Origin of the sequence: Aeromonas sp. SCS5 (genome assembly GCF_001887375.1) — a bacterium.
Lineage (GTDB): Bacteria > Pseudomonadota > Gammaproteobacteria > Enterobacterales > Aeromonadaceae > Aeromonas > Aeromonas jandaei.
In genome coordinates, this window is the sequence record NZ_LFCS01000007.1 from 1 (window position 1) to 18631 (window position 18631).

Below are 18631 nucleotides of genomic sequence, written 5' to 3' on the forward strand. Positions count from 1 at the left end.
GGCCTTTTTGCTATGAGCGATTTGCCCGTGGGCCACAGCCGCGTCCACGCCAGAATAGACACCAAAGCCCGGTCTGATGACCGGGCTTTTTCGTATGGAAATCCACCCGGCTTGTTTATTTTTACTGGTCTGCTTTTGGCTTGTGGTGCGCGATTAGGGTTGTATCTCGCTTATAACTCGGTAGAGTAAGGGCATCTTGAGTTTGCCTGTCCCGCGCCGAGTTCGCCGGGTTCCAGGTGTAACTTGGCCAGTTTTTATCAACCTTAAGCTAGTGGTATCGATATGGAACAAGTAAACAAGTCCACCTTCAGCGATGTACTGGAATATGTGCGTATGTCCCGTCGCCAGAACAAACTCAAGCGTGAAATTGCGGATAACGAGAAGAAGATCCGTGACAACCAGAAGCGTGTACTGCTGCTCGATAACCTGAGCGACTATATCAAGCCGGGTATGAGCATCGATGAAGTGCAGGCCATCATCGCCAACATGCGTACCGACTATGAAGAGCGCGTGGATGACCACATCATCAAGAACGCCGAGCTCTCCAAAGAGCGCAAAGAGCTGAGCACCAAACTGAAGAGCATGAGCTCCCACAAGTAATGCTTCGCTTACCATGTTAAACAACACCGGCCATTGGCCGGTGTTTTGTTATCAGCTCTGATCTCTGCCACTCCTGCAACAATCGGCTCCCCTTTTCAGAGTTGCCCTGTTACCATCAATGCAAAGCGGTCAATAGTTTCAAGCCATTGACTTGAAACGACTAAGCTTGATTGAAACACAATAAATTGCGCAACCATGGTGGGGCTTTTATGGGCGCATCAGAACAGACGGATTTGACACAAGTGGCATCTCAAGATTCATCTGTCCAGACCACGGACGGGAACCCCAAGCGCAAGCGTCGTTCCTGGTGGCGCTGGCTGTTTTGTTTCCTCTTCCTCGCGTGTCTTGGGGCTGTGATCGCTCTGGTTGGCTACGAGATGAAAACCTCGAAGCTGCAATCTCAGGAGATCTCGCGCTATGCCGCCAAGCTTACCTATCAGGTTGAGCCCGGCCAGAGCAAGCAAATCGCTTTCCCTGAAGATGGGCCGTTCGACAAGCGACTTGGCTACGTACAACTGCCAATGATGCAGGAGCGGCTGCTGCAGCGCGGCTATCAGGTGAGCAAGCAGGTGCATTTCTCCGATGCGCTCTACGACTATGCCAAGCGTGGCTTCTTTGTCCCCTATACCGAGAAGGTACAGGCCGGGCTGTCGCTCTATGATTGCCGTGCCGAACCTTTTTACCAGTTCCGGTATCCGACCCATCACTATCCGGATTTTGCCTCGATCCCGCCGCTCATCATCCAGTCGCTGCTCTTTATCGAGAACCGCGACCTGCTGAGCAATGAGGAGCCGTTGGCCAACCCAGCTGTGGATTGGCCACGCTTTGCCAAAGCGGCTGTTTCTCAGGTAGGCAAAGCGCTGGATATGCAGGATCAATCTGCTGGCGGCAGTACGCTGGCGACCCAGGTGGAGAAGTATCGTCACTCTCCGGACGGCTTGACCATGTCCCCCACCGAGAAGATCCGCCAGATGGCATCTGCCAGTGTGCGAGCCTACCGACTTGGGCCAGAGACGCTGGAAGCGCGCAAACTGGTGGCTTGGGCCTATCTCAACTCGGTGCCCCTCTCGGCTGCTCCCGGCTACGGCGAGGTGCACGGGTTAGGTGATGGCCTCTGGGTCTGGTTTGGCGCCAATGTCGAGGATGTAAACCGTCTGCTGGATCCGGCTCGCAACCAGAATGCCTCACTGGCGGAGCAGGGGCTTGCGCTGCGTCAGGTGGTTTCTCTGATGATCGCCCACCGTCGTCCCTCCTACTATCTGGCTCAGGGGCGGAGTGCGCTGGCAACACTGACCGACAGCTATCTGCGTCTGTTTGTGCAGGAGGGGATGATCACGCCTCCGCTGATGGAAGCCGCCCTCAAGGCCAAGGTGACTTTCCGCGACTTTTTGCAATCTCCGGCGGTGACCAAGGTCAATAACAGCAAGGGGTTACAGGTAGCACGTACCCGTCTGAGCCGGCAGCTCGGGGTGCAGCTTTACGATCTCGACCGGATGGATCTGACAGCCGAGACCAGCCTCAATATGCCGTTGCAAAACGAGATTTCTCACTATCTGCAACAGCTGGCTGATCCCGCTTTTGCGGCACAGGTCGGCCTGTTTGGTGAGCGCCTGCTTTCGCCAGAGAAGACCGGTGATGTGCGTTACAGCTTCACCCTGTTCGAGAAGTCGCCGGAAGGGTTCAAGGTGCGGGTGCAGACCGACAACACCGATCAGCCGTTCGACATCAACGAAGGATCCAAGCTCGAGCTGGGCTCCACTGCCAAGCTGCGGGTGCTGACCACCTATCTGGAGATAGTGGCCGAGCTGCATGACAACTATGCCGACATGCCGGCAGCGAGCCTGCGCAAGCTGGCCGATGCCTCTCAGGATAACCTCAGCCGTTGGGCCATCTCCTATCTGATGACGGCGAAGGACAAGAGCCTGCCCCCGATGCTGGAAGCCGCGCTGGATCGCCAATACTCCGCAAGCCCCAGCGAAGGCTTCTTTACCGGTGGCGGTATGCACACCTTCAACAACTTCCGCAAAGAGGATAACGGCCGCATACCGGCGATTCGCGATGCGCTGCGCGAGTCCATCAACCTGCCGTTTGTCCGCCTGCTGCGTGACATTGTGCGTTACAGCCTCTACAAGGAGGGGAACCGCGCCCAGCTGCTCAAGGATGACAAGGATCCCCGTCGTCAGGAGTATCTGGCCAAGTTTGCCGACAAGGAGGGTCAGACCTATCTGCTGCGCTTCTGGCGCAAGTATCACGGCAAGAGTGCCGATGAGCAGCTCGATACCTTCCTGGATGGGTTGAAGCCGAGTGCGGTGCGTCTGGCGGCGGTTCACCGCTATCTGATGCCAGATGCTGACCTGGCGACCTTCTCAGCCTTCCTTGCCAAGCGTCTGCCGAATGAGAAGCTGAGTGCAAAACGGGTCGAGCAGCTCTATGTCAGTTACGGCCCCGGCAAGTATTCACTGCCGGATCAGGGCTATATCGCGCGGGTGCACCCGCTGGAGCTGTGGCTGCTCTCCTACCTCAAGGAGTTCGACAAGGCGACCTTTGCCGATGCTGTCGCGGCAAGCCGTGACGAGCGCCAGGAGGTTTACAGCTGGTTGTTCAAGACCCGTCACCGCAGTGCCCGTGACAGTCGTATCCGCACCATGCTGGAGGTTGAGGCCTTCCTCGATATCCATCAGCGCTGGGCGCGGCTGGGCTATCCATTCGACCATCTGGTGCCGTCGCTGGCGACTGCGTTGGGCAGCTCGGGCGATCGTCCGGCAGCCTTGGCCGAGTTGATGGGGATTATCCAGAATGGCGGTATCCGGGTACCGACGCTGCGCATCGAGCATCTCTCGTTTGCCAGAGGCACGCCTTTCGAGACCGAGTTCGATCCGACTCATACCGAAGGGACACGCGTCTTGCCGGCCGAGGTGGCAACAGCGCTGCGCAATGCACTCTCCAAGGTTGTCGAAGGGGGGACGGCGAAGCGAATTGCCGGCGCCTTTACCATGCCGGATGGCACTGTGCTGGCAATGGGCGGCAAGACGGGGACCGGTGACAACCGGATCGAGACGGTCGGGCGCTATGGCAATGTGACCAGCTCGCAGGCTCGCAACCGTACCGCTACTTTCGTCTTCTATCTGGGGGATGATCACTTCGGCACGCTGACGGCTTATGTGCCGGGCAGCCAATCGGACAAGTTCCGGTTCACCTCCGCGTTGCCGGTGCAGGTGCTCAAGGGGATGGCGCCGCTGCTGATCCCCTATCTGCTACCGGGTTCACATACCCAGTGTCTGGCCACTCAGTGAGTGGCAGACAGAGATAAAAACGGGGAGGCTGTGAAGCCTCCCCGTTTTTTTATTATTGAATACAGAGCTCTCGCTGACTCGTCAGGCGTTCAGAATGAACTGTTCAATCACCTGAGCCACGCCATCTTCATCGTTGCGAGCGGTTGTGTGCTGCGCCAGCGCCTTGATCTCATCGGTTGCGTTACCCATGGCGACACCCAGTCCTGCGTATTCGATCATATGGTGGTCATTGCCGGCATCGCCCACGCAGATCACCTGCTCTGCGGTTAGTCCGAGATGCTCGGCCAATGCGGCAACCCCGGTCCCCTTGTTGCTCTGCTTGTTCATGAATTCGAGGAAGAAGGGGGCACTCTGCACCACTGTGTAGCGCTCATAGAGCTCTGCAGGCAGACTCTCGATAGCGCGGGCGAGCTGGGGCGGTTCGTCGATCATCATCACCTTCATGATCTGCTCGTCGGCCGGCAGGGTGGCGAAGTCGATCAGATTGATGGGCATGCCGATAAGACGGGATTCATGCTCGGTGTAACGGCTGACGCGCGGGCTGATAAGCCCCTTGGTGACAGAAAAACCGTGTACGTTCACCTCAAGCTCGTCGGCCAGTTTGGCGACGGCGCTGGCATCGCTGCCGGTCAGCAGCTGGCTGCGGATGATGCGCTGATCGGCAACCTGCTGTACCAGAGCGCCGTTGTAGCAGATGACATAGTCATGCTCCCCGGTGAGGCCGAGCTCGACCAGATAACGGCTCATCCCCTCCAGCGGCCGGCCAGAGGCCAGTACCACGGTGACACCTTTGGCACGAGCAGCCGTGATGGCGGCGTGGGTGCGGGGAGTAATCTGGCCTTGCGGGTTGAGCAGGGTGCCATCCATATCCAATGCGATCAGCTTGTACATCATTCACTACCTGAGTCTGGGCGGCCCGCCCAATGGGGCCTGGGAAGTGGCGAGTGTAGCGAAAATCGGCGGCCGGATCACGGTCACTACTGATATGAATAGGGTCAGCCTGACCTATTTATGCGCCTCATAGGGGATCATCAGCAGCTGATCTTCCCGGATGCAGAAGTGGATGGGGCCGTGTTCAATATCGACCCGGTTGTGGTGATGGGCCATCTCTACCTCGATACCGGGGAAGAGATGCTGGGTGGCGATGATGTCCATCTCTGCCATCAGCTTTTGCAGCTCTTCGTGGTTGGCCGCAAGTTGCTCTTCCAGCTGGCGGAGCTCCTGCTGATGGCGCTCGCGGATTGGTTTGAGCTTGCGCAGGGTATCGGGATTGCGTTTTTCAGTGGGGAGTTGCACCAGCCGCATCACCAGCTCCTTGATCTTGTCGAGCTGCTCCTGACAGAGCTGTTGCTGTTGTTTGAGCTGATGCTCCTGCTCCTTGTGAGTAAAGTAGCCGCCAAGGATCTGCAGCTTGGTATGGTTGCCGGCCGATGCACCGAGTACAGGAGAGATGATGAGCCGGTTGGCGATGGCGAGCCCTCCCAGCAGGTTGCCTTTGCGCATCCCGCTGTCACCCACCTTGATATCCTGACCGCTGCGGCTATAGCAGTGGCTGAGCTGGGTCTGGATCTGGATATCACCGCCGGCCTCCAGCTGGGCATATTGGGCGTAGTTGGCGTGGATCTCCCCCTGCGCGTTGAGCTGGCAGAGGTACTCGCCCTGTTCATTGCGCCGACCTATGATGCCGTGACGCACCGTGATGGTGCCTCCCGCTTCAATCCAGCCTCCCTCGATAAAGCCGCCGACGACGATGTCACCGCTCACCGAGATCTTCATGCCCGGATTGACATCATCATTGACGATGAGTCCTCCCTCAAAGGTGATGTGACCGTGGCGGGCATCCACCCTCTTCACGCTCAGCACCTCATCCACTTTCATTCCCGCCTTCTCCTGACAGGGGAGACCGGCACGGCTTGCAATCAGCACGTCCGGGTCATCGGGCGAGAAGAAGGTGCCCTCTCCGGCGCTCATGGGACTGTCCTTGCCATGCTTGGCGGGGAGCTCCTGACCGGTCACGGTGAAGCCGGGGACGCCCTGAGTGGCCGGGTGACGGCGCATCAGCTGGGCACCTGCCTTGACGGTGACGATGGAGCCGAGATCCCTCAGATCGACCCGGCCATGATCCAGCTCCTGAGGTTTGAGAATACGTTCGGCAGGGGTCTCCACCAGCCGCTCGTAGCGGGTGTCCTGACCGTTGACTGCGGCTTGGCCGCGGGCGATGACCAGTTTCAGCATGCTGCCGGGGGCCGCTTCCTTGGCGGAGAGGATGGCGGTAGCAAGCAGAGCCTCGCTGACCCCCTGCTTCACCTCGCTGATGGAGATCGCCTCTTGCAACTGTTCGAGGGTCAGGTACTTGCCACCCCAGTCGGCGGTGATCTGGGCGCTGGCACTCATCCGGTCTTTCTCGACCACAATCATCACCTTGGCATCGTGCCGCTTGGCGATGGGGATGGGAGTCGTTGGAACAGAGGCGGCAGGGTTGCCTTGCAGCATGTTGAGCAGGGAGATCGACTGTTTGATCCCCTCCGTCAGGGGTTGGTAGCGGCGGCAGTTGGAAGCGAGCAGCAGGGTCTGCACATCCTGTTCGGTGACAGGTTTGGTGAGTCCCGGCGCGATGCGCAGGCAGACCTGATCCATGTCACTTGATAGCAGCAGCCACTCTTTGCTTAACACCGGCTCTCCTTGCTGGGTGGGAGAGGGAAGAGCCCCTCTACTGTCATTAAATCTCTCAATGATGGATAAAGCGAATCACTGAGCCGAAGAGTGTGCAGTATTTGGATATTTCTGCTGGAAGGTCAATGGATTGAGTGCAAATGGGTGACCGGATCGTAAGAAATGACAGTGCTGATTGGAGATGACCCGGCCCAATGCCGGATCATGAAAACGAGCCTGTGCGGCGCAGACGATTCAGGATTGGTTTTCAGCGTAGGTCAGTCGCCGAGCTGGGCCGTTCTGGTCAGGGTGAGGTAATCGGCCACTACCGGCAATCCCAGCAGATGGCGGCGCAGCATGTCGAGGGCGGCGAAGGCGAGGATCTTGCGGCGGCTCTCGGGATCCGGGTGGCTGACCTTGAGGGTCTGGCCGAACGAGATTTCATCGGCGCAGAGCAGCAGGGGCACGCCGTTCGGTCCCGCCCGGCCTATGGTCAGACTCATGCCATGGGGAGTGCCCGTCAGCTGGGCAAGTTCGCAGCTCAAGGCGCTGCTAAAGCTGGCCTCCAGCGCAGCGTGTTCATGGCACATGGCCAGCAAGGCCCCCCGGCTCTCACATTCATACAGAGTGAGTGGTTTCTCTCCCAGCAGAGTGAGGATCTGCTGCTCCGGTTCGAGATCCCCTCTGCCGACCAGCCAGGGCTCGATGGTGGCGAGCAGTCGCGCTTCGGCTGCATCCATGTCTGCCGTGCTGGCACCGTGGCCAATGAGCTTCAGCTCGATAAGCGGCATAGCGGATCGGTAACCGAGTTCGATCCCGCTGGGCCAGGGGGCCGCATCCAGCATATCGCTGAGGGCTGATTCCGAGACGCCAAACGTGTAGAAGCGGCGCAGCTCGGTGTCGGTCCGGGCACCGGCCAGCACCTTGAGGCGCGGCATGATCTGCTCGCGCACCATCTGTTTGAATTCGAAGGGGACGCCCGGGGTGAAGAAGAGCCGGCTCAGGCCGTGGCTGGCCGGGTGATTGACCATAAAGCCGCAAGCGGTACCGACCGGGTTGTCGAGGATCTCGCAATCCTGCGGCAGCCAGGCCTGCTTGGCATTGCTGGTGGGCATGGTTCGGCCGCGGCTGGCGTAACGCGCTTCAATGGTGGCGAGCCAGTCCGGAAACAGGGTGAGCGGCTGGCCGAAGGCCTCGGCCGCTGCCTGGGCGGTGAGATCGTCGGCAGTGGGGCCGAGCCCGCCACACACCAGCACCACCTCGGCGCGGCTGGCGCTCTCCTGCAGCACGTTTTTCAGGTCGGCGAGGTTGTCCCCCACCGTCAGGCGGCGGCGCACCTGCCACCCCTGTTCCAGCAGCAGGGCGCTGAGCCAGGCCGCATTGGTATCCACCACCAGTCCCGTCACTATCTCGTCTCCGGTGCTGATGATCTCGATACGCATGGCGGGCTCCTTGTGCTGAAACGGGGAAAAGATAGGGCTACTGGCCTGCGGGGATCAGGGCTTGTTGTGCTCGAAGTAGTAACTGATCCGGGTACGCGGGTTGAGGTACTCGAACACCGCAGGTGGCAACCGCTTGGGATGGATCACTTTGGCGATGGAGAGCTCGGCCTGCTGCAGGTCGATGATGGCCGCCTCCTGACGCGGGATACGCGGATCGTAGACCAGCACCGAGGGGTAGAGCAGGCGGGAGGCGTTGACCGACATCACCAGCCCGACCTGGCCGTTGGAGAGCTGCACCACGCTGCCGGGCGGGTAGATCCCCATCAGCCGGATCAGCATGCTGAGGTACTCCGGATTGAACTGGGCCTTGCGCTGCTTGTAGAGGCCGCTCAGGGCCGAGTAGGGCACCTTGGCCTGCATGTGGCAGAGGTTATCGTACTCGTTGATGAGGGAGACCATCTGGGTGAGCGGATCGAGCTGCCCCTTCTTGAGCCCTTCCGGCCCGCTGCCATCCAGATATTCGTGGTGGTGCAGCACAATGCCCTTCGCTTCGGCCGGGAAATCCTTGGCCAGATTGAGCAGATCCAGCCCGTAGCGCGGGTGCTGGGCCATCAGGTTCTGCTCCGGCTTGGTCAGCGGCTCGGTCTTGCGCAGGATCTGGCTCGGGATCTTCAATTTACCGATGTCGTGGAACAGGGCCCCCATGCCAACCTGGCGGATCTCGTCGGCCGTCATGCAGCACTCCTTGGCGAGCAGCATGCTGAGCACGCTCACATTGAGGGAGTGGAAGTAGAGGTTGTTGCCATCCTCGCCATCAGAGACCAGATGGAGCACCATCTCGTCTACCGAGAGCAACTGCTCGGTCATGGCGTTGACCAGCTCCTGCGCCTCGCCGATGGCATTGAGGGGGCGAGACTGGATCTTGCTCATCACGCTGCGCACCTGCGCCAGCGACTGCTGGAACTGCTTTTCGCACTGCTGCAGATTGCGGCGATAGAGTTGCAACTGCTCGATGCGGCGATCCTTCTCCTGCTGCATCTGGGCTTGCCGCAGGGCTGCATCGGCGTTTTCCGATGGCTGGGTGACGGCATGAGCCTGCTCGAGAGGCTTGGGCGGTACATCGCTCTTGTCGGGAATGATGGTCACCAGTTTGAGGCCCAGGCGACGGATCAGTTCGATCTCTTCTTCATTCTTGATTTTGAAGCTGGAAAACAGGAACGGGTGTTCGCGCCACCCCAGTGGCAGGGATACATAGTTGCCGACTTGCAGTCGATCTACGGAAATCTTGATACCGGTCATTATCTTGGATGCAGGGGAGATACTGAGCCGTATGCTAGTCAAAGGCGAGGGTGAATACAAAAGGTATCTGATGACAGGGTGAACGCTTTATTATAGGCTTCTGGATGTCCAGACATATTTACCGATGCAGTACAGGGAGTAAGCATGCCGATCAAGATCCCGGACCAGTTACCCGCCGCCGAAGTGCTGGGGCAGGAGAACATCTTCGTGATGACGGAATCACGGGCCGTCACCCAGAACATCCGCCCGCTGCGGGTGTTGATCCTCAATTTGATGCCCAAGAAGATTGAGACCGAGATCCAGTTGATGCGGATGCTCTCCAACTCGCCGCTACAGGTGGATGTGGATCTGCTGCGCATCGACGATCGGGAGTCGAAGAACACGCCGCAGGCGCATCTGGAGAACTTCTATCACGACTTCGAACAGGTGCGTGGCAACAACTACGACGGCATGATCATCACCGGGGCGCCGCTCGGGCTGGTGGAGTTCGAGGAGGTGGTTTACTGGCCGCGCATCGTCGAGATCATCGAGTGGTCACATCAGCATGTGACCTCTACCCTGTTCCTCTGCTGGGCAGTGCAGGCGGCGCTGAAAGCCCTTTATGGCATGGAGAAGCAGACCCGGGGCGAGAAGCTCTCCGGCGTCTATCACCACCACCGTCTCGACGAGCACGAGCCGCTGCTGCGCGGCTTTGATGACGAGTTTGTCGCGCCTCACTCCCGCTATGCGGCGTTCGACGGCGACCTGATCCGCGCTCACACCGATCTGCAGATTTTCGCGGAATCAGCAGAGGCGGGCGTCTATCTGGCAGCGACCAAAGATTGTCGTCAGGTCTTCGTGACCGGCCATCCCGAGTACGATGCGTTGACCCTGGATGGTGAATATCGCCGGGATCTGGCCGCGGGGCTCGACCCCATCATCCCGGTCAACTACTACCCGAACAACGACCCGAGCCAGACCCCGCGCGCCAGCTGGCGCAGCCACGGCCATCTGCTGTTCTCCAACTGGCTCAACTACTACGTCTATCAGCTCACCAGCTACCGGGTGGAGGATATCGGCAAGGTCTTTACCTACGACCAGAGCGGCAAGTAGTTAAGGCGTTGTTCTCCAGTCGATCGGCCTGCTGCTGCAGCCAGTGGCGGTGGGTATCCAGAGTGAATGCCTTGGGTCTGTGCGCCTTGACGGTGGCCATCGCCTCGTCAAGGGGCCGGCCAAGGGAGATCAGCAGAAGGGCGGCCAGCAGTCCGGTGCGACCGCTTCCCCCCTTGCAGTGGATGACCAGATGCTTGCCATCGCGCAGCAGCTCGGTCAGCCGGGGCAGAAGTTGCAGCCAGCTCTGCTCGAAACGGGAGTCGGGGGCTTGATCATCTTCGATGGGAAGGTGGAACCAGCGCATTCCCTCCCGTTCGACCTGCACGCCAAGATGGGCGAGGTCGAAGCGGGTCAGTTCGGCGTCAGTCATCAGGGTGATGACGGCGTGGGCACCGGCCAGTCGCAGCTGGTCGAGGGCGAGAGTCAGCGGCACCTGCTGGGTGCCCGGACAGGGGGTCAGCAGCAGCTGACCATCGACGCGGGGAAGCTCCAGGCTCCAGAAGGGATGAAACGGGTGCATGGCGGATCCTCGTGTGGCGGCCGGTTTACCGAGCCCGGCGAATGGCGCCAAGCATAGGCAGGGCGGGGGGGATGTCAATGGCCGTTGTGTTTGGCCCGGTTTACGGGCAGAGTCTAAAAAATTGAGCGGTTAGAGGAGTGAAGATGAGAAATCTGGATCAACTGGATTTGGATATCCTGGCCCATCTGTTTCGGGATGCAGGCATGACCAACAAGGATCTGGCCGCGCTGGTGGGGGTTGCTCCCTCCACCTGTCTGGAACGGGTACGCAAGCTGCAACAGGACGGGGTGCTCAAGGGGGCGCACTGCGAGGTCGATTATCAGGCCCTCGGTGGTCATATTCAGGCCATGGTCTCCCTGCAACTGGCCCGCCATAGCCGCCAGATCATCGATGATTTTCGCGATGCCATTCTGGTGCTGCCCGAGGTGATCAGCCTGTTCCACATGGGTGGCAAGGATGATTTCCTAGTGCACCTCTGCGTGGCCGATACCGAACACCTGCGCAACTTTGTCTTCGATCACTTCACCTCCCGCGAAGAGGTGGTGCATCTCGAGACCTCGCTGGTATTCGAGCACAGGTTCAGCCGCTCGCTGCCCTGTTTCCCCCAGCCATAACGCCAGTGTGAAAAAACCGCCTTTCGGCGGTTTTTTTCTATCGGGCGGCGCTGGTTGATGGCGCCTGTTCGGCAGCGGCGGTTCGCTCATCTTTAGCCGTCCGGTAGAGCCCCTTCTGATAAGCCAGGCTGCCCCAGAGCGCCAGCCCCAGCGTCGCCTCTTTCATGGCGGCTGGTTGTGCTACCGGCGTCAGCGTTTCGGTGGCATCGTCATAACGATACCCTTCAGCCGGACGCTCCGGTTGCAGGATCACCACATCCTGACCGCGCATCAGGGCAAAGTTCTTGTCGTACTGCATGATAGCGCGCCCCGGCCAGTCGGCTGGCATGCGGGTGAGATCCTTGCCAAGCATCGGATAGTCGGCACTGATCCCCATCAGGGAGAGCAGGGTCGGTGCCATGTCGATCTGGCTGACGATGCGCGGATCTTTCTTCGGCGCTATGCCGTCACCCACGATAACCCCCGGAATATGGAAGCGGGGAATGGGCACCAGACTGGCGCCGCTGACCCGGCTGTCGTGGTCGGCGATGACCAGAAACAGGGTGTCTTTCCAGTACTCCGAATTTCTCGCCTTTTTGAAGAACTCGCCAATGGCGTAATCCGCATACTTGGCCGCGTTGTTGCGGGTCTGCTTGGGCTGCTCATAGAGGGCGATGCGATTGTCGGGAAATTCGAACGGATCGTGGTTGCTGGAGCTGAACACCAGGCTGAAGAAGGGCTTGCCCTGTTTGTGCAGCTCTCTGAAGGTTTCGTCAGCCTTGGCCATCAGATCCTCATCGGAGGCGCCCCATGAGCCCTTGAAGACCGGGTTGGTGAAATCCTTCTGCTCGACGATGTTGGTGAAGCCGTTGCCGAGGAAGAAGCTGCGCATATTGTCGAAGTGACTCTCGCCGCCATAGATAAAGCTGGTGTCGTAACCTCGCTGCTTAAGCAAATCCGCGATGGTGAAGAAGTTGGTCTGGCTCTTGCCGAGCTTGACCACGGCCTGTGCCGGGGTCGGCGTGAAGCCGGTCAGCACGGCCTCGATGCCGCGCACCGAGCGGGTGCCGGTGGCGTAGAGCTGCTCGAACGCCCAGCCCTGTTGCGACAGGGCATCGATGTTGGGAGTGAGCGGCAGGCCGCCGAGGGAGCCGACGAACTGGGCGCCGAGGCTCTCCTGCAGCAGGATCACCAGATTCTTCGGTTTGCCGCCGTAGCTGGCTTCGTTGAAGGTCTGGCTCGGCAAGGTGTCGGAGCTGAACTCATGGGCGGCCCGGCCACTCTCCTGACGCACAATCTCGATGATCTGCTTGTCAGTCATCTTGCCGTAAAACTGGCTGGCATCCTCTTCGTCTCCCATCTGCTTGATGGCAAAGAAGAGGGAGTAGGCGGAGTTGACGGTCAGCGCATTGACCAGCGGGTCATCGGCAAAGGCGACCATGGCCGGGTTCAGGGCGCGATGGCCCAGGCTGGAGCGGGCACCGAGAAAACCTATGGCCAGAATGAGCAGGGCGAAGGCGGGCCGCCAGTACCAGCGCGGGAAGGTAAGATCGCGCAGCAGACGGCCACTCAGCCACCAGCCTCCGGTCAGCACGGCGCCACTGAAGACCACCGCCAGCAGCAGCTCGGCTTTGCGGCCCGCCCACAGCATGGAGAGCACCTCTTTCGGATAGATGAGGTATTCCACATAGAGGCGATTGGGGCGCACGCCATATTCGGTGACAAACGAGGGGGTGGAGATCTCGAGGAAGAGCATCAGCCAGAGCCCGACGGTCAGCCAGACGCGCATCAGCTGCATCCAGCCCCGACCGATGGTGTGAGGCCCCGCCAGCAGCAGGGTAAACATGGCCGGGACACCCCAGAGCCAGCAGATTGTGGCGAAATCGACCCGGATCCCTTGCTGCAGCATCTCCTGCCAGCCGGCGACGGCATCGACCCGTTCCAGTTGCCAAATCCCCAGCGCAATACGGCTGAGAGTCAGAGAGCCAAGGGCAAGCGCACAGAAGACGGCAAAAGGCCAGAACGGGCCTAGCCGCTGTTTCAGAGTTGTCATGGTTGTTCCTGATTGAGCCTGTAAGCATCTGTCCACAGATGCTTTTTTTGTTTTGTTGGGAGATATGACAAGGAGATGGGGAGAAGGTTGCGTGCTGATCGCGGTAAAAGAGATAAATTGCGTGCTGCTTATGCAAAAGTGTGACATCAGACAGCTGTAGCACACAGCATAACCTGCTGCCGGAAGTGTGAGCCGGCACGCTAATGGGGCCATGACAGCTATTTATAATTGCCGCGAATTATCTGGGTGGAGCCGAAGGATGCCGGTCTTTATCGATGTCGACTATTTGCAGGGATGGCGCCTGTTTCTGGTGTTGTCGGATGGCACAACAGGCGTGCTGGATCTGACCCCGTGGCGAGGTCAGCCGTTGTTTGCTGCGCTGGAGACGGAGCGTCATTGCGCCCGGGTCTTCATCAACCGCCACCACCAGCTGGAGTGGCCTGTTGGCTGCACGCTATCCGCCTATGAGGTCTATCACCTCATCATGCCGATGGACGAGCGGGAAGCCTTCCGCTAATCCCTGCTTTTTGTGAGCCAACGCCAGATTCCTGTTACTGGAATGTTTGGGCGTTTGCCTTCCTGAATCAAATTGGGTAAAAACAGCGCAACATTTTGCCAACCTGGCTTTGTTTCGTCTGATCAAGGCTTGCCGCACTCATGCAGCAGGCCTTTTTTGCGACCAGAGCCCAAACCTTTCCCTTGCTGAAAGGTTTGGCTGGCAAGATGAAAAAAACATAACAAACAAATACATAAGGAAAATGTATGGCTTGTCATATGCGCACACCCCTTGCCCTGCTGGTGGGAGGGTTGGCCTGTCACGGTGCTGCCGGGCAGGAGCAGATTCAGCAACCGGAAACCATGGTGGTCGTGGCGAGTCGCCCCGCCAGCACCCTGGAGGTGACGCTCGATCCCAAGAAACCCGGCTCTCCCATGCCGGCTGCCGATGGCGCCGGTTATCTCAAAAACGTCACCGGCATGAGCATGGTGCGCAAGGGCGGTCTGGGTGGCGATCCCGTGCTGCGGGGGATGGGGATGTCCCGTCTCAACGTGCAGATGGATGGCGGCATGCTGGCCGGTGGCTGTGGCGGCCGGATGGACCCGCCCACTGCCTATGTGTTCCCCCAATCTTTTGACCGGATCCGGGTGCTCAAGGGGCCGCAATCCCTCGAGCAGGGGGCGACCCTGGCGGGAACCGTGCTGTTCGAGCGGGACAGACCCGAGTTTATGGCGCCGGGCTTCAAGAGCGACGCCTCGGCCCTCTTTGGTAGCTTCGGCCGCGATGACCAGATGGTCGACATGACGGCGGGCTCGACCGATGGTTATCTGCGCGGTCAGTTCACCCACTCCGACAGCGACGATTACCGCGATGGTCACGGTAACAAGGTGCGATCCTTCTATCGCCGCGAGAACGGCACCGCCCAGTTGGGCTGGACGCCGGGGGAGCACACCTGGCTGGAACTCACCGCCGAGCGCAGCAATGCCCGAGCCGCCTATGCGGACCGCACCATGGATGGCCCCATGTTTGATCGCGAATCCTTCGGGCTGAAGCTCAAGCAGGAGGAGATCACCACTCACTGGCAGCGCAGCGAGCTGACCCTGTGGGACAACTACATCGACCACATCATGGACAACTTCAGTCTGCGGCCAAGCAGCGGCATGAAGATGCTCTCCAACCCGGATCGCCGCAACACCGGTGGGCGCTGGGCCAACGACATCGCTCTGCCAGCCGACTGGTTGCTGACAGCCGGGCTCGACAGCAACCGGGATCAGCACCGCAGCCGGAGTGGCGTCGACTATGCCACCAAGGATCGCCAGCGCACCCTGCGTTTCGAGCAGCAGGGCGGTTTTGCCGAGCTGGGGCGCCAGCAGGGGGCCCACAGCTACAAGGGGGGGTATCGTCAGGATCGGGTCGAGACAACCCGTTATGGTGCGGGTGATCAGACCCTCTACAGCGAGACCGAGCACCTCGACAGCGGTTTTGGTCGCTATGAGTACCAGTGGTCGCCCCGCTGGTCCAGCTATCTGGCGTGGGGACAGGCAGAGCGAGCGCCGGACTACTGGGAGCGCAGCAAGGACAGCACCCCGTTCACCCTCAACCCGGAGCGCAGCCGCCAGTGGGATGCGGGTCTGGCTTTGCGCAGCCGCGAGCTGGATCTGACCCTCTCCCTCTTTAGCGCCAACATCAAGGATTACCTGCTCTACAACAGCAAGTCGAACCAGGTGCGCAACATCGATGCCCAGACCCGGGGCGGCGAGCTGGAGGGGCGCTGGCAGTTTGCCGAGCAGTGGCGTCTCGATGGTGGTCTGGCGGTGGTCTACGGCGAAAACCAGAGCGACAACAAACCGCTGGCGCAGATGCCGCCCCTCGATGGCAAGCTGGCGCTGGGCTGGCAGCCGGACGAAGCGCTGAGCTTCACCCTGCTGGGGCGCGCCGTGGCGGCGCAGGATCGGGTAGATCTCTGGTCCGGTACCGTTGCGGGTCAGGATCAGGGGGAGACTCCGGGCTTCTTCACCATGAACCTGAGTGGCGCCTGGCAGTTTGCCAAGGGGTGGCAGCTCTCGGCCGGGGTAGACAACCTGTTCGACACCTTCTACTACGAGCACCTCTCCAAGTCGGTGCACAGCAGTCAGGCCGGGTTGGGCTATGAGCAGAGCGGCCGCATTCCCGAGCCGGGGCGTGCCTACTGGATCTCGGTCAACTACCGCTTTGCCTCCGACGGCGTACTCTGAGCAAGACGAGCGGGTAACGTTTTCAGTCACAGACCCCTCTGCGAGCGCTCGCTATCATGGCGAAAAGCAGGTGCATTCAGACACTTGTGCTCACAGCGGGAACATGACAATGAAACAGGGAACGTTGCGTTATGGCGGCCTCATCGGGGCCGCCCTGTTACTCGCCGCTTGCGGCGGCAGTGGAAGTTCTGGCGGGGGGAGTACGCCTCCCGCCGTCAATCCACCGGTTACTCACCCTCCGGTCGCCACGGCCAGTCGGGCCTGCTACGGCGATGAGCAACTCGCCTGCAATCTGCGCATCTATCAGGTGATGGTGGAGTCCTTCGTCGATGGCGACGGCAGCGCCAACTACGGCGTCGGCTACGGCCCCTCCCGCCACAACGGTGATCTGCAGGGGATCATCGACAGCCTCGACCACATCAAGAGCCTCAACGTCAATGCAATCTGGCTCACCCCCGTGTTCGACTCCTGCGCAGGGCAAGGGGGTGATGACAAGCTCGATGCCACCGGCTACTTTGCCTGCGACTTCTTCAACGTCGATCCCAGCTTCGGCAGCAATGCCCAGCTGAAAAAGCTGGTGGACGGGGCGCACCAGCGCGGCCTCTACGTCTTCCTCGACGGGGTGTTCGGCCACGTCAACAAGGTGGGGGTGAGCAAACCTTCACCGGCCGGCTTGCTGCCCGCCCTCAAGAGCGGCGGTGCCGGTTATCCCGGCCAGCTGGTGGATTACAGCCAGCCCCAGAGTCTCGCCTACTTCAAGGAGGTGGCCCGCTACTGGGTCGAGCAGTACGGCATCGACGGCTGGCGTCTCGATCAAGCCTATCAGCTGAGCCTCGATGAGTGGCGCGCCATTCGCCGCGAGGTGGAGCAGGCCAGCGCGGCACGCAAGGCGGCCGGTCAGCAGTGGGGCACCCTCGGCTACATGGTGGGCGAGGTGTGGAAGGGGGCCGACGAGATCCGCGCCCAGGCGTATGGGTCGAGCGACAACCCGGCGCTCTCGTCTGCGTTCGACTTCCCGCTGCGCTACGGCATCGTACAGGCGCTGGCGGTGGAGGAGTCCGGCAAGGGCGGGCAGGGGGCCAGCGTGCTCGACGCCAGCTGGAACAAGGTGGAGAACTACCCGAATCACGCCATGCCGAACCTGATGCTCGGCAACCACGATCTGGTGCGTTTCGGCGATCTGCTGGAGCGAGGTCATTTCAATCCGGCGGAGTACTGGCAGCGCCACAAGGCGGCCTTCAGCTTCCTCGCTGCCCGCTCCGGCCCCATCACTCTCTACTATGGCGAGGAGTTTGGCGACGAGGTGCCGGGCTTTGCCGCCAAGGTGGGCGGTGACTGCGCCGCGCTGGGATTGTGCGACGATCATGTTGCCCGCAGCGACGGCAAGGTGCTCGATGTCACCGGCTTTGTACCGGGCAGCGAGCAGGCAGAGCTCAAGCTGTGGCTCAGCCAGCTGCTGGCTCTGCGCGCCAAACACCCCGCCCTCTATCAGGGGGAGCGGGTCAAGCTGGTGGCCGAGGGGAGCCTCTATGGCGACATCAAGGAGACGGCAGCAGAGCAGATCGTCTACCTGCTCAACGTCTCGAGCACGCCCCAGAGCTATGCAGTGCCAGTCGGCAAACTGCGCAGCGGCAGTGCGCTGGTGGATCTGCAGAGCGGCGAGAGCCTGGCCATCGGCAGCAGCAGCGTAACGGTGGAGTTGCCCCCCCTCACCGGTCGCTTCCTGTTGCTGCAATAGCGCGACCACGACCCAACGCAAAGGGCTCCATATCGGAGCCCTTTTTCATGGCGATGCCCGTTGCGACGTCGTCCTACTTCTCTATGCCGCTGCCCAGCTCATCCGGGCGGGGAGCGGCTGGCGGGTGACCATTGCCGTTGCCATTGCGCCAGCTCTCCAGCCGGTTGTGCACCCCGCGGCGCAGGCTCTTGAAGCTGGTCTCCAGATAGTCGACACCGACCAGAATGGAGAGGGTGACGCCGGTGAGCAGCAGCGCCTGATGGAGCATCTGCATGCCGATGAGGGCGCCGAGGGCGGCCAGCATCCAGACAGTGGCGGCGGAGGTGACCCCCAGTACCTGGCCATCCCGGGTCATCATCACCCCGGCACCGAGAAAGCCGATGCCGGTGATGAGCTGGCCCAGCACCCGTGCCTGATCGGCGCTCTGGGGGCTGAGGGCGGCGCCGATGGCGAGAAAGCAGTAGGTGCCGAGGATGATGAGCGAGGAGGTGCGGATGCCGACCGGCTTGCCGCGTAGCTGGCGCTCCAGCCCTACCAGAGTGCCGCACACCAGACAGACCAGGATGTTCTCCCAGCCAAGGGGCGCAATGTCCCACCAATCAGTCGTCATCATATCCAC

General features: G+C 60.5%; 15 protein-coding genes. 8 read left to right on the forward strand and 7 right to left on the reverse strand.

Translation table 11 applies throughout. The features are described from left to right. The 3 genes from BS300_RS21430 to BS300_RS09890 form a co-directional block, all read left to right on the forward strand. Positions 1 to 189, forward strand: a 189-nt coding sequence (locus BS300_RS21430) for a hypothetical protein (RefSeq protein ID WP_204378240.1), incomplete at its 5' end; no start/stop codon positions are given. A 93-nt stretch (positions 190 to 282) separates the two neighbouring features. Further along, on the forward strand, positions 283 to 600 hold the full coding sequence (gene tmaR / locus BS300_RS09885) for a PTS system regulator TmaR (RefSeq protein WP_033115541.1): 318 nt from the start codon (positions 283 to 285) through the stop codon (positions 598 to 600). Between the two features lie 209 nt (positions 601 to 809). Then, positions 810 to 3893 (forward strand): transglycosylase domain-containing protein, encoded by a 3084-nt coding sequence (locus BS300_RS09890; protein WP_071912448.1) that lies wholly within the window; start codon positions 810 to 812, stop codon positions 3891 to 3893. A gap of 81 nt (positions 3894 to 3974) precedes the next feature. Here the strand turns inward: BS300_RS09890 and yidA are convergent, their stop codons facing one another. From yidA to BS300_RS09910, 4 genes are all read right to left on the reverse strand, one after another. Beyond that, positions 3975 to 4784: a sugar-phosphatase gene (gene yidA, locus BS300_RS09895; protein ID WP_071912449.1), complete on the reverse strand. Its 810-nt coding sequence runs from the start codon at positions 4782 to 4784 to the stop codon at positions 3975 to 3977. Positions 4785 to 4898: 114 nt separating this feature from the next. Further along, positions 4899 to 6566, reverse strand: coding sequence for a FapA family protein (locus tag BS300_RS09900; RefSeq protein WP_083593462.1), 1668 nt, complete (start codon positions 6564 to 6566; stop codon positions 4899 to 4901). 257 nt (positions 6567 to 6823) lie between these two features. Continuing rightward, positions 6824 to 7987: a molybdopterin-binding protein gene (locus BS300_RS09905; RefSeq protein WP_071912453.1), complete on the reverse strand. Its 1164-nt coding sequence runs from the start codon at positions 7985 to 7987 to the stop codon at positions 6824 to 6826. A gap of 54 nt (positions 7988 to 8041) precedes the next feature. Next, positions 8042 to 9286: a DUF3391 domain-containing protein gene (locus BS300_RS09910; RefSeq protein WP_071912456.1), complete on the reverse strand. Its 1245-nt coding sequence runs from the start codon at positions 9284 to 9286 to the stop codon at positions 8042 to 8044. Positions 9287 to 9430: 144 nt separating this feature from the next. Here BS300_RS09910 and metA point away from each other — a divergent pair, with 144 nt between their 5' ends. Beyond that, complete coding sequence (gene metA, locus BS300_RS09915) at positions 9431 to 10378, forward strand: homoserine O-succinyltransferase (protein WP_042032834.1); 948 nt, start codon at positions 9431 to 9433, stop codon at positions 10376 to 10378. On the opposite strand, the gene BS300_RS09920 is transcribed toward metA, so the two are convergent. Continuing rightward, positions 10353 to 10898 (reverse strand): tyrosine-protein phosphatase, encoded by a 546-nt coding sequence (locus BS300_RS09920; RefSeq protein ID WP_071912458.1) that lies wholly within the window; start codon positions 10896 to 10898, stop codon positions 10353 to 10355. The two genes, metA and BS300_RS09920, sit on opposite strands and share 26 nt — an antisense overlap. Positions 10899 to 11041: 143 nt before the next feature. Between BS300_RS09920 and BS300_RS09925 the strand changes: the two genes are divergently transcribed. Beyond that, the gene (locus BS300_RS09925) at positions 11042 to 11512 is read left to right on the forward strand and encodes an Lrp/AsnC family transcriptional regulator (RefSeq protein WP_033115549.1); all 471 of its coding nucleotides are present in this window, start codon (positions 11042 to 11044) and stop codon (positions 11510 to 11512) included. 37 nt (positions 11513 to 11549) lie between these two features. Here BS300_RS09925 and BS300_RS09930 read toward each other — a convergent pair whose 3' ends face one another. Beyond that, positions 11550 to 13544, reverse strand: a complete 1995-nt coding sequence (locus tag BS300_RS09930; protein ID WP_071912460.1) for an LTA synthase family protein — start codon at positions 13542 to 13544, stop codon at positions 11550 to 11552. Positions 13545 to 13803: 259 nt separating this feature from the next. Between BS300_RS09930 and BS300_RS09935 the strand changes: the two genes are divergently transcribed. From BS300_RS09935 to BS300_RS09945, 3 genes are all read left to right on the forward strand, one after another. Continuing rightward, the gene (locus BS300_RS09935) at positions 13804 to 14061 is read left to right on the forward strand and encodes a DUF2442 domain-containing protein (protein ID WP_071912462.1); all 258 of its coding nucleotides are present in this window, start codon (positions 13804 to 13806) and stop codon (positions 14059 to 14061) included. 245 nt (positions 14062 to 14306) lie between these two features. Continuing rightward, positions 14307 to 16274 carry a TonB-dependent copper receptor gene (locus BS300_RS09940; protein ID WP_071912464.1) on the forward strand — a complete coding sequence of 656 codons (1968 nt, stop codon included), beginning with the start codon at positions 14307 to 14309 and terminating at the stop codon, positions 16272 to 16274. A gap of 109 nt (positions 16275 to 16383) precedes the next feature. After that, positions 16384 to 18012: an alpha-amylase family protein gene (locus BS300_RS09945; RefSeq protein ID WP_071912466.1), complete on the forward strand. Its 1629-nt coding sequence runs from the start codon at positions 16384 to 16386 to the stop codon at positions 18010 to 18012. A gap of 73 nt (positions 18013 to 18085) precedes the next feature. Here BS300_RS09945 and BS300_RS09950 read toward each other — a convergent pair whose 3' ends face one another. Then, complete coding sequence (locus BS300_RS09950; protein ID WP_042032827.1) at positions 18086 to 18625, reverse strand: MgtC/SapB family protein; 540 nt, start codon at positions 18623 to 18625, stop codon at positions 18086 to 18088. Between the last annotated feature and the right edge of the window lie 6 nt (positions 18626 to 18631).

Bases quoted from the DNA above. Each gene is read 5' to 3' on its own strand.
- BS300_RS09940 (WP_071912464.1), top strand. From the start codon at position 14,307: ATGGCTTGTCATATGCGCACACCCCTTGCCCTGCTGGTGGGAGGGTTG.
- BS300_RS09950 (WP_042032827.1), bottom strand. From the start codon at position 18,625: ATGATGACGACTGATTGGTGGGACATTGCGCCCCTTGGCTGGGAGAAC.
- BS300_RS09890 (WP_071912448.1), top strand. From the start codon at position 810: ATGGGCGCATCAGAACAGACGGATTTGACACAAGTGGCATCTCAAGAT.
- tmaR (WP_033115541.1), top strand. From the start codon at position 283: ATGGAACAAGTAAACAAGTCCACCTTCAGCGATGTACTGGAATATGTG.
- BS300_RS09905 (WP_071912453.1), bottom strand. From the start codon at position 7,987: ATGCGTATCGAGATCATCAGCACCGGAGACGAGATAGTGACGGGACTG.
- BS300_RS09925 (WP_033115549.1), top strand. From the start codon at position 11,042: ATGAGAAATCTGGATCAACTGGATTTGGATATCCTGGCCCATCTGTTT.
- BS300_RS09930 (WP_071912460.1), bottom strand. From the start codon at position 13,544: ATGACAACTCTGAAACAGCGGCTAGGCCCGTTCTGGCCTTTTGCCGTC.
- metA (WP_042032834.1), top strand. From the start codon at position 9,431: ATGCCGATCAAGATCCCGGACCAGTTACCCGCCGCCGAAGTGCTGGGG.
- BS300_RS09945 (WP_071912466.1), top strand. From the start codon at position 16,384: ATGAAACAGGGAACGTTGCGTTATGGCGGCCTCATCGGGGCCGCCCTG.
- yidA (WP_071912449.1), bottom strand. From the start codon at position 4,784: ATGTACAAGCTGATCGCATTGGATATGGATGGCACCCTGCTCAACCCG.
- BS300_RS09935 (WP_071912462.1), top strand. From the start codon at position 13,804: ATGCCGGTCTTTATCGATGTCGACTATTTGCAGGGATGGCGCCTGTTT.
- BS300_RS09910 (WP_071912456.1), bottom strand. From the start codon at position 9,286: ATGACCGGTATCAAGATTTCCGTAGATCGACTGCAAGTCGGCAACTAT.
- BS300_RS09920 (WP_071912458.1), bottom strand. From the start codon at position 10,898: ATGCACCCGTTTCATCCCTTCTGGAGCCTGGAGCTTCCCCGCGTCGAT.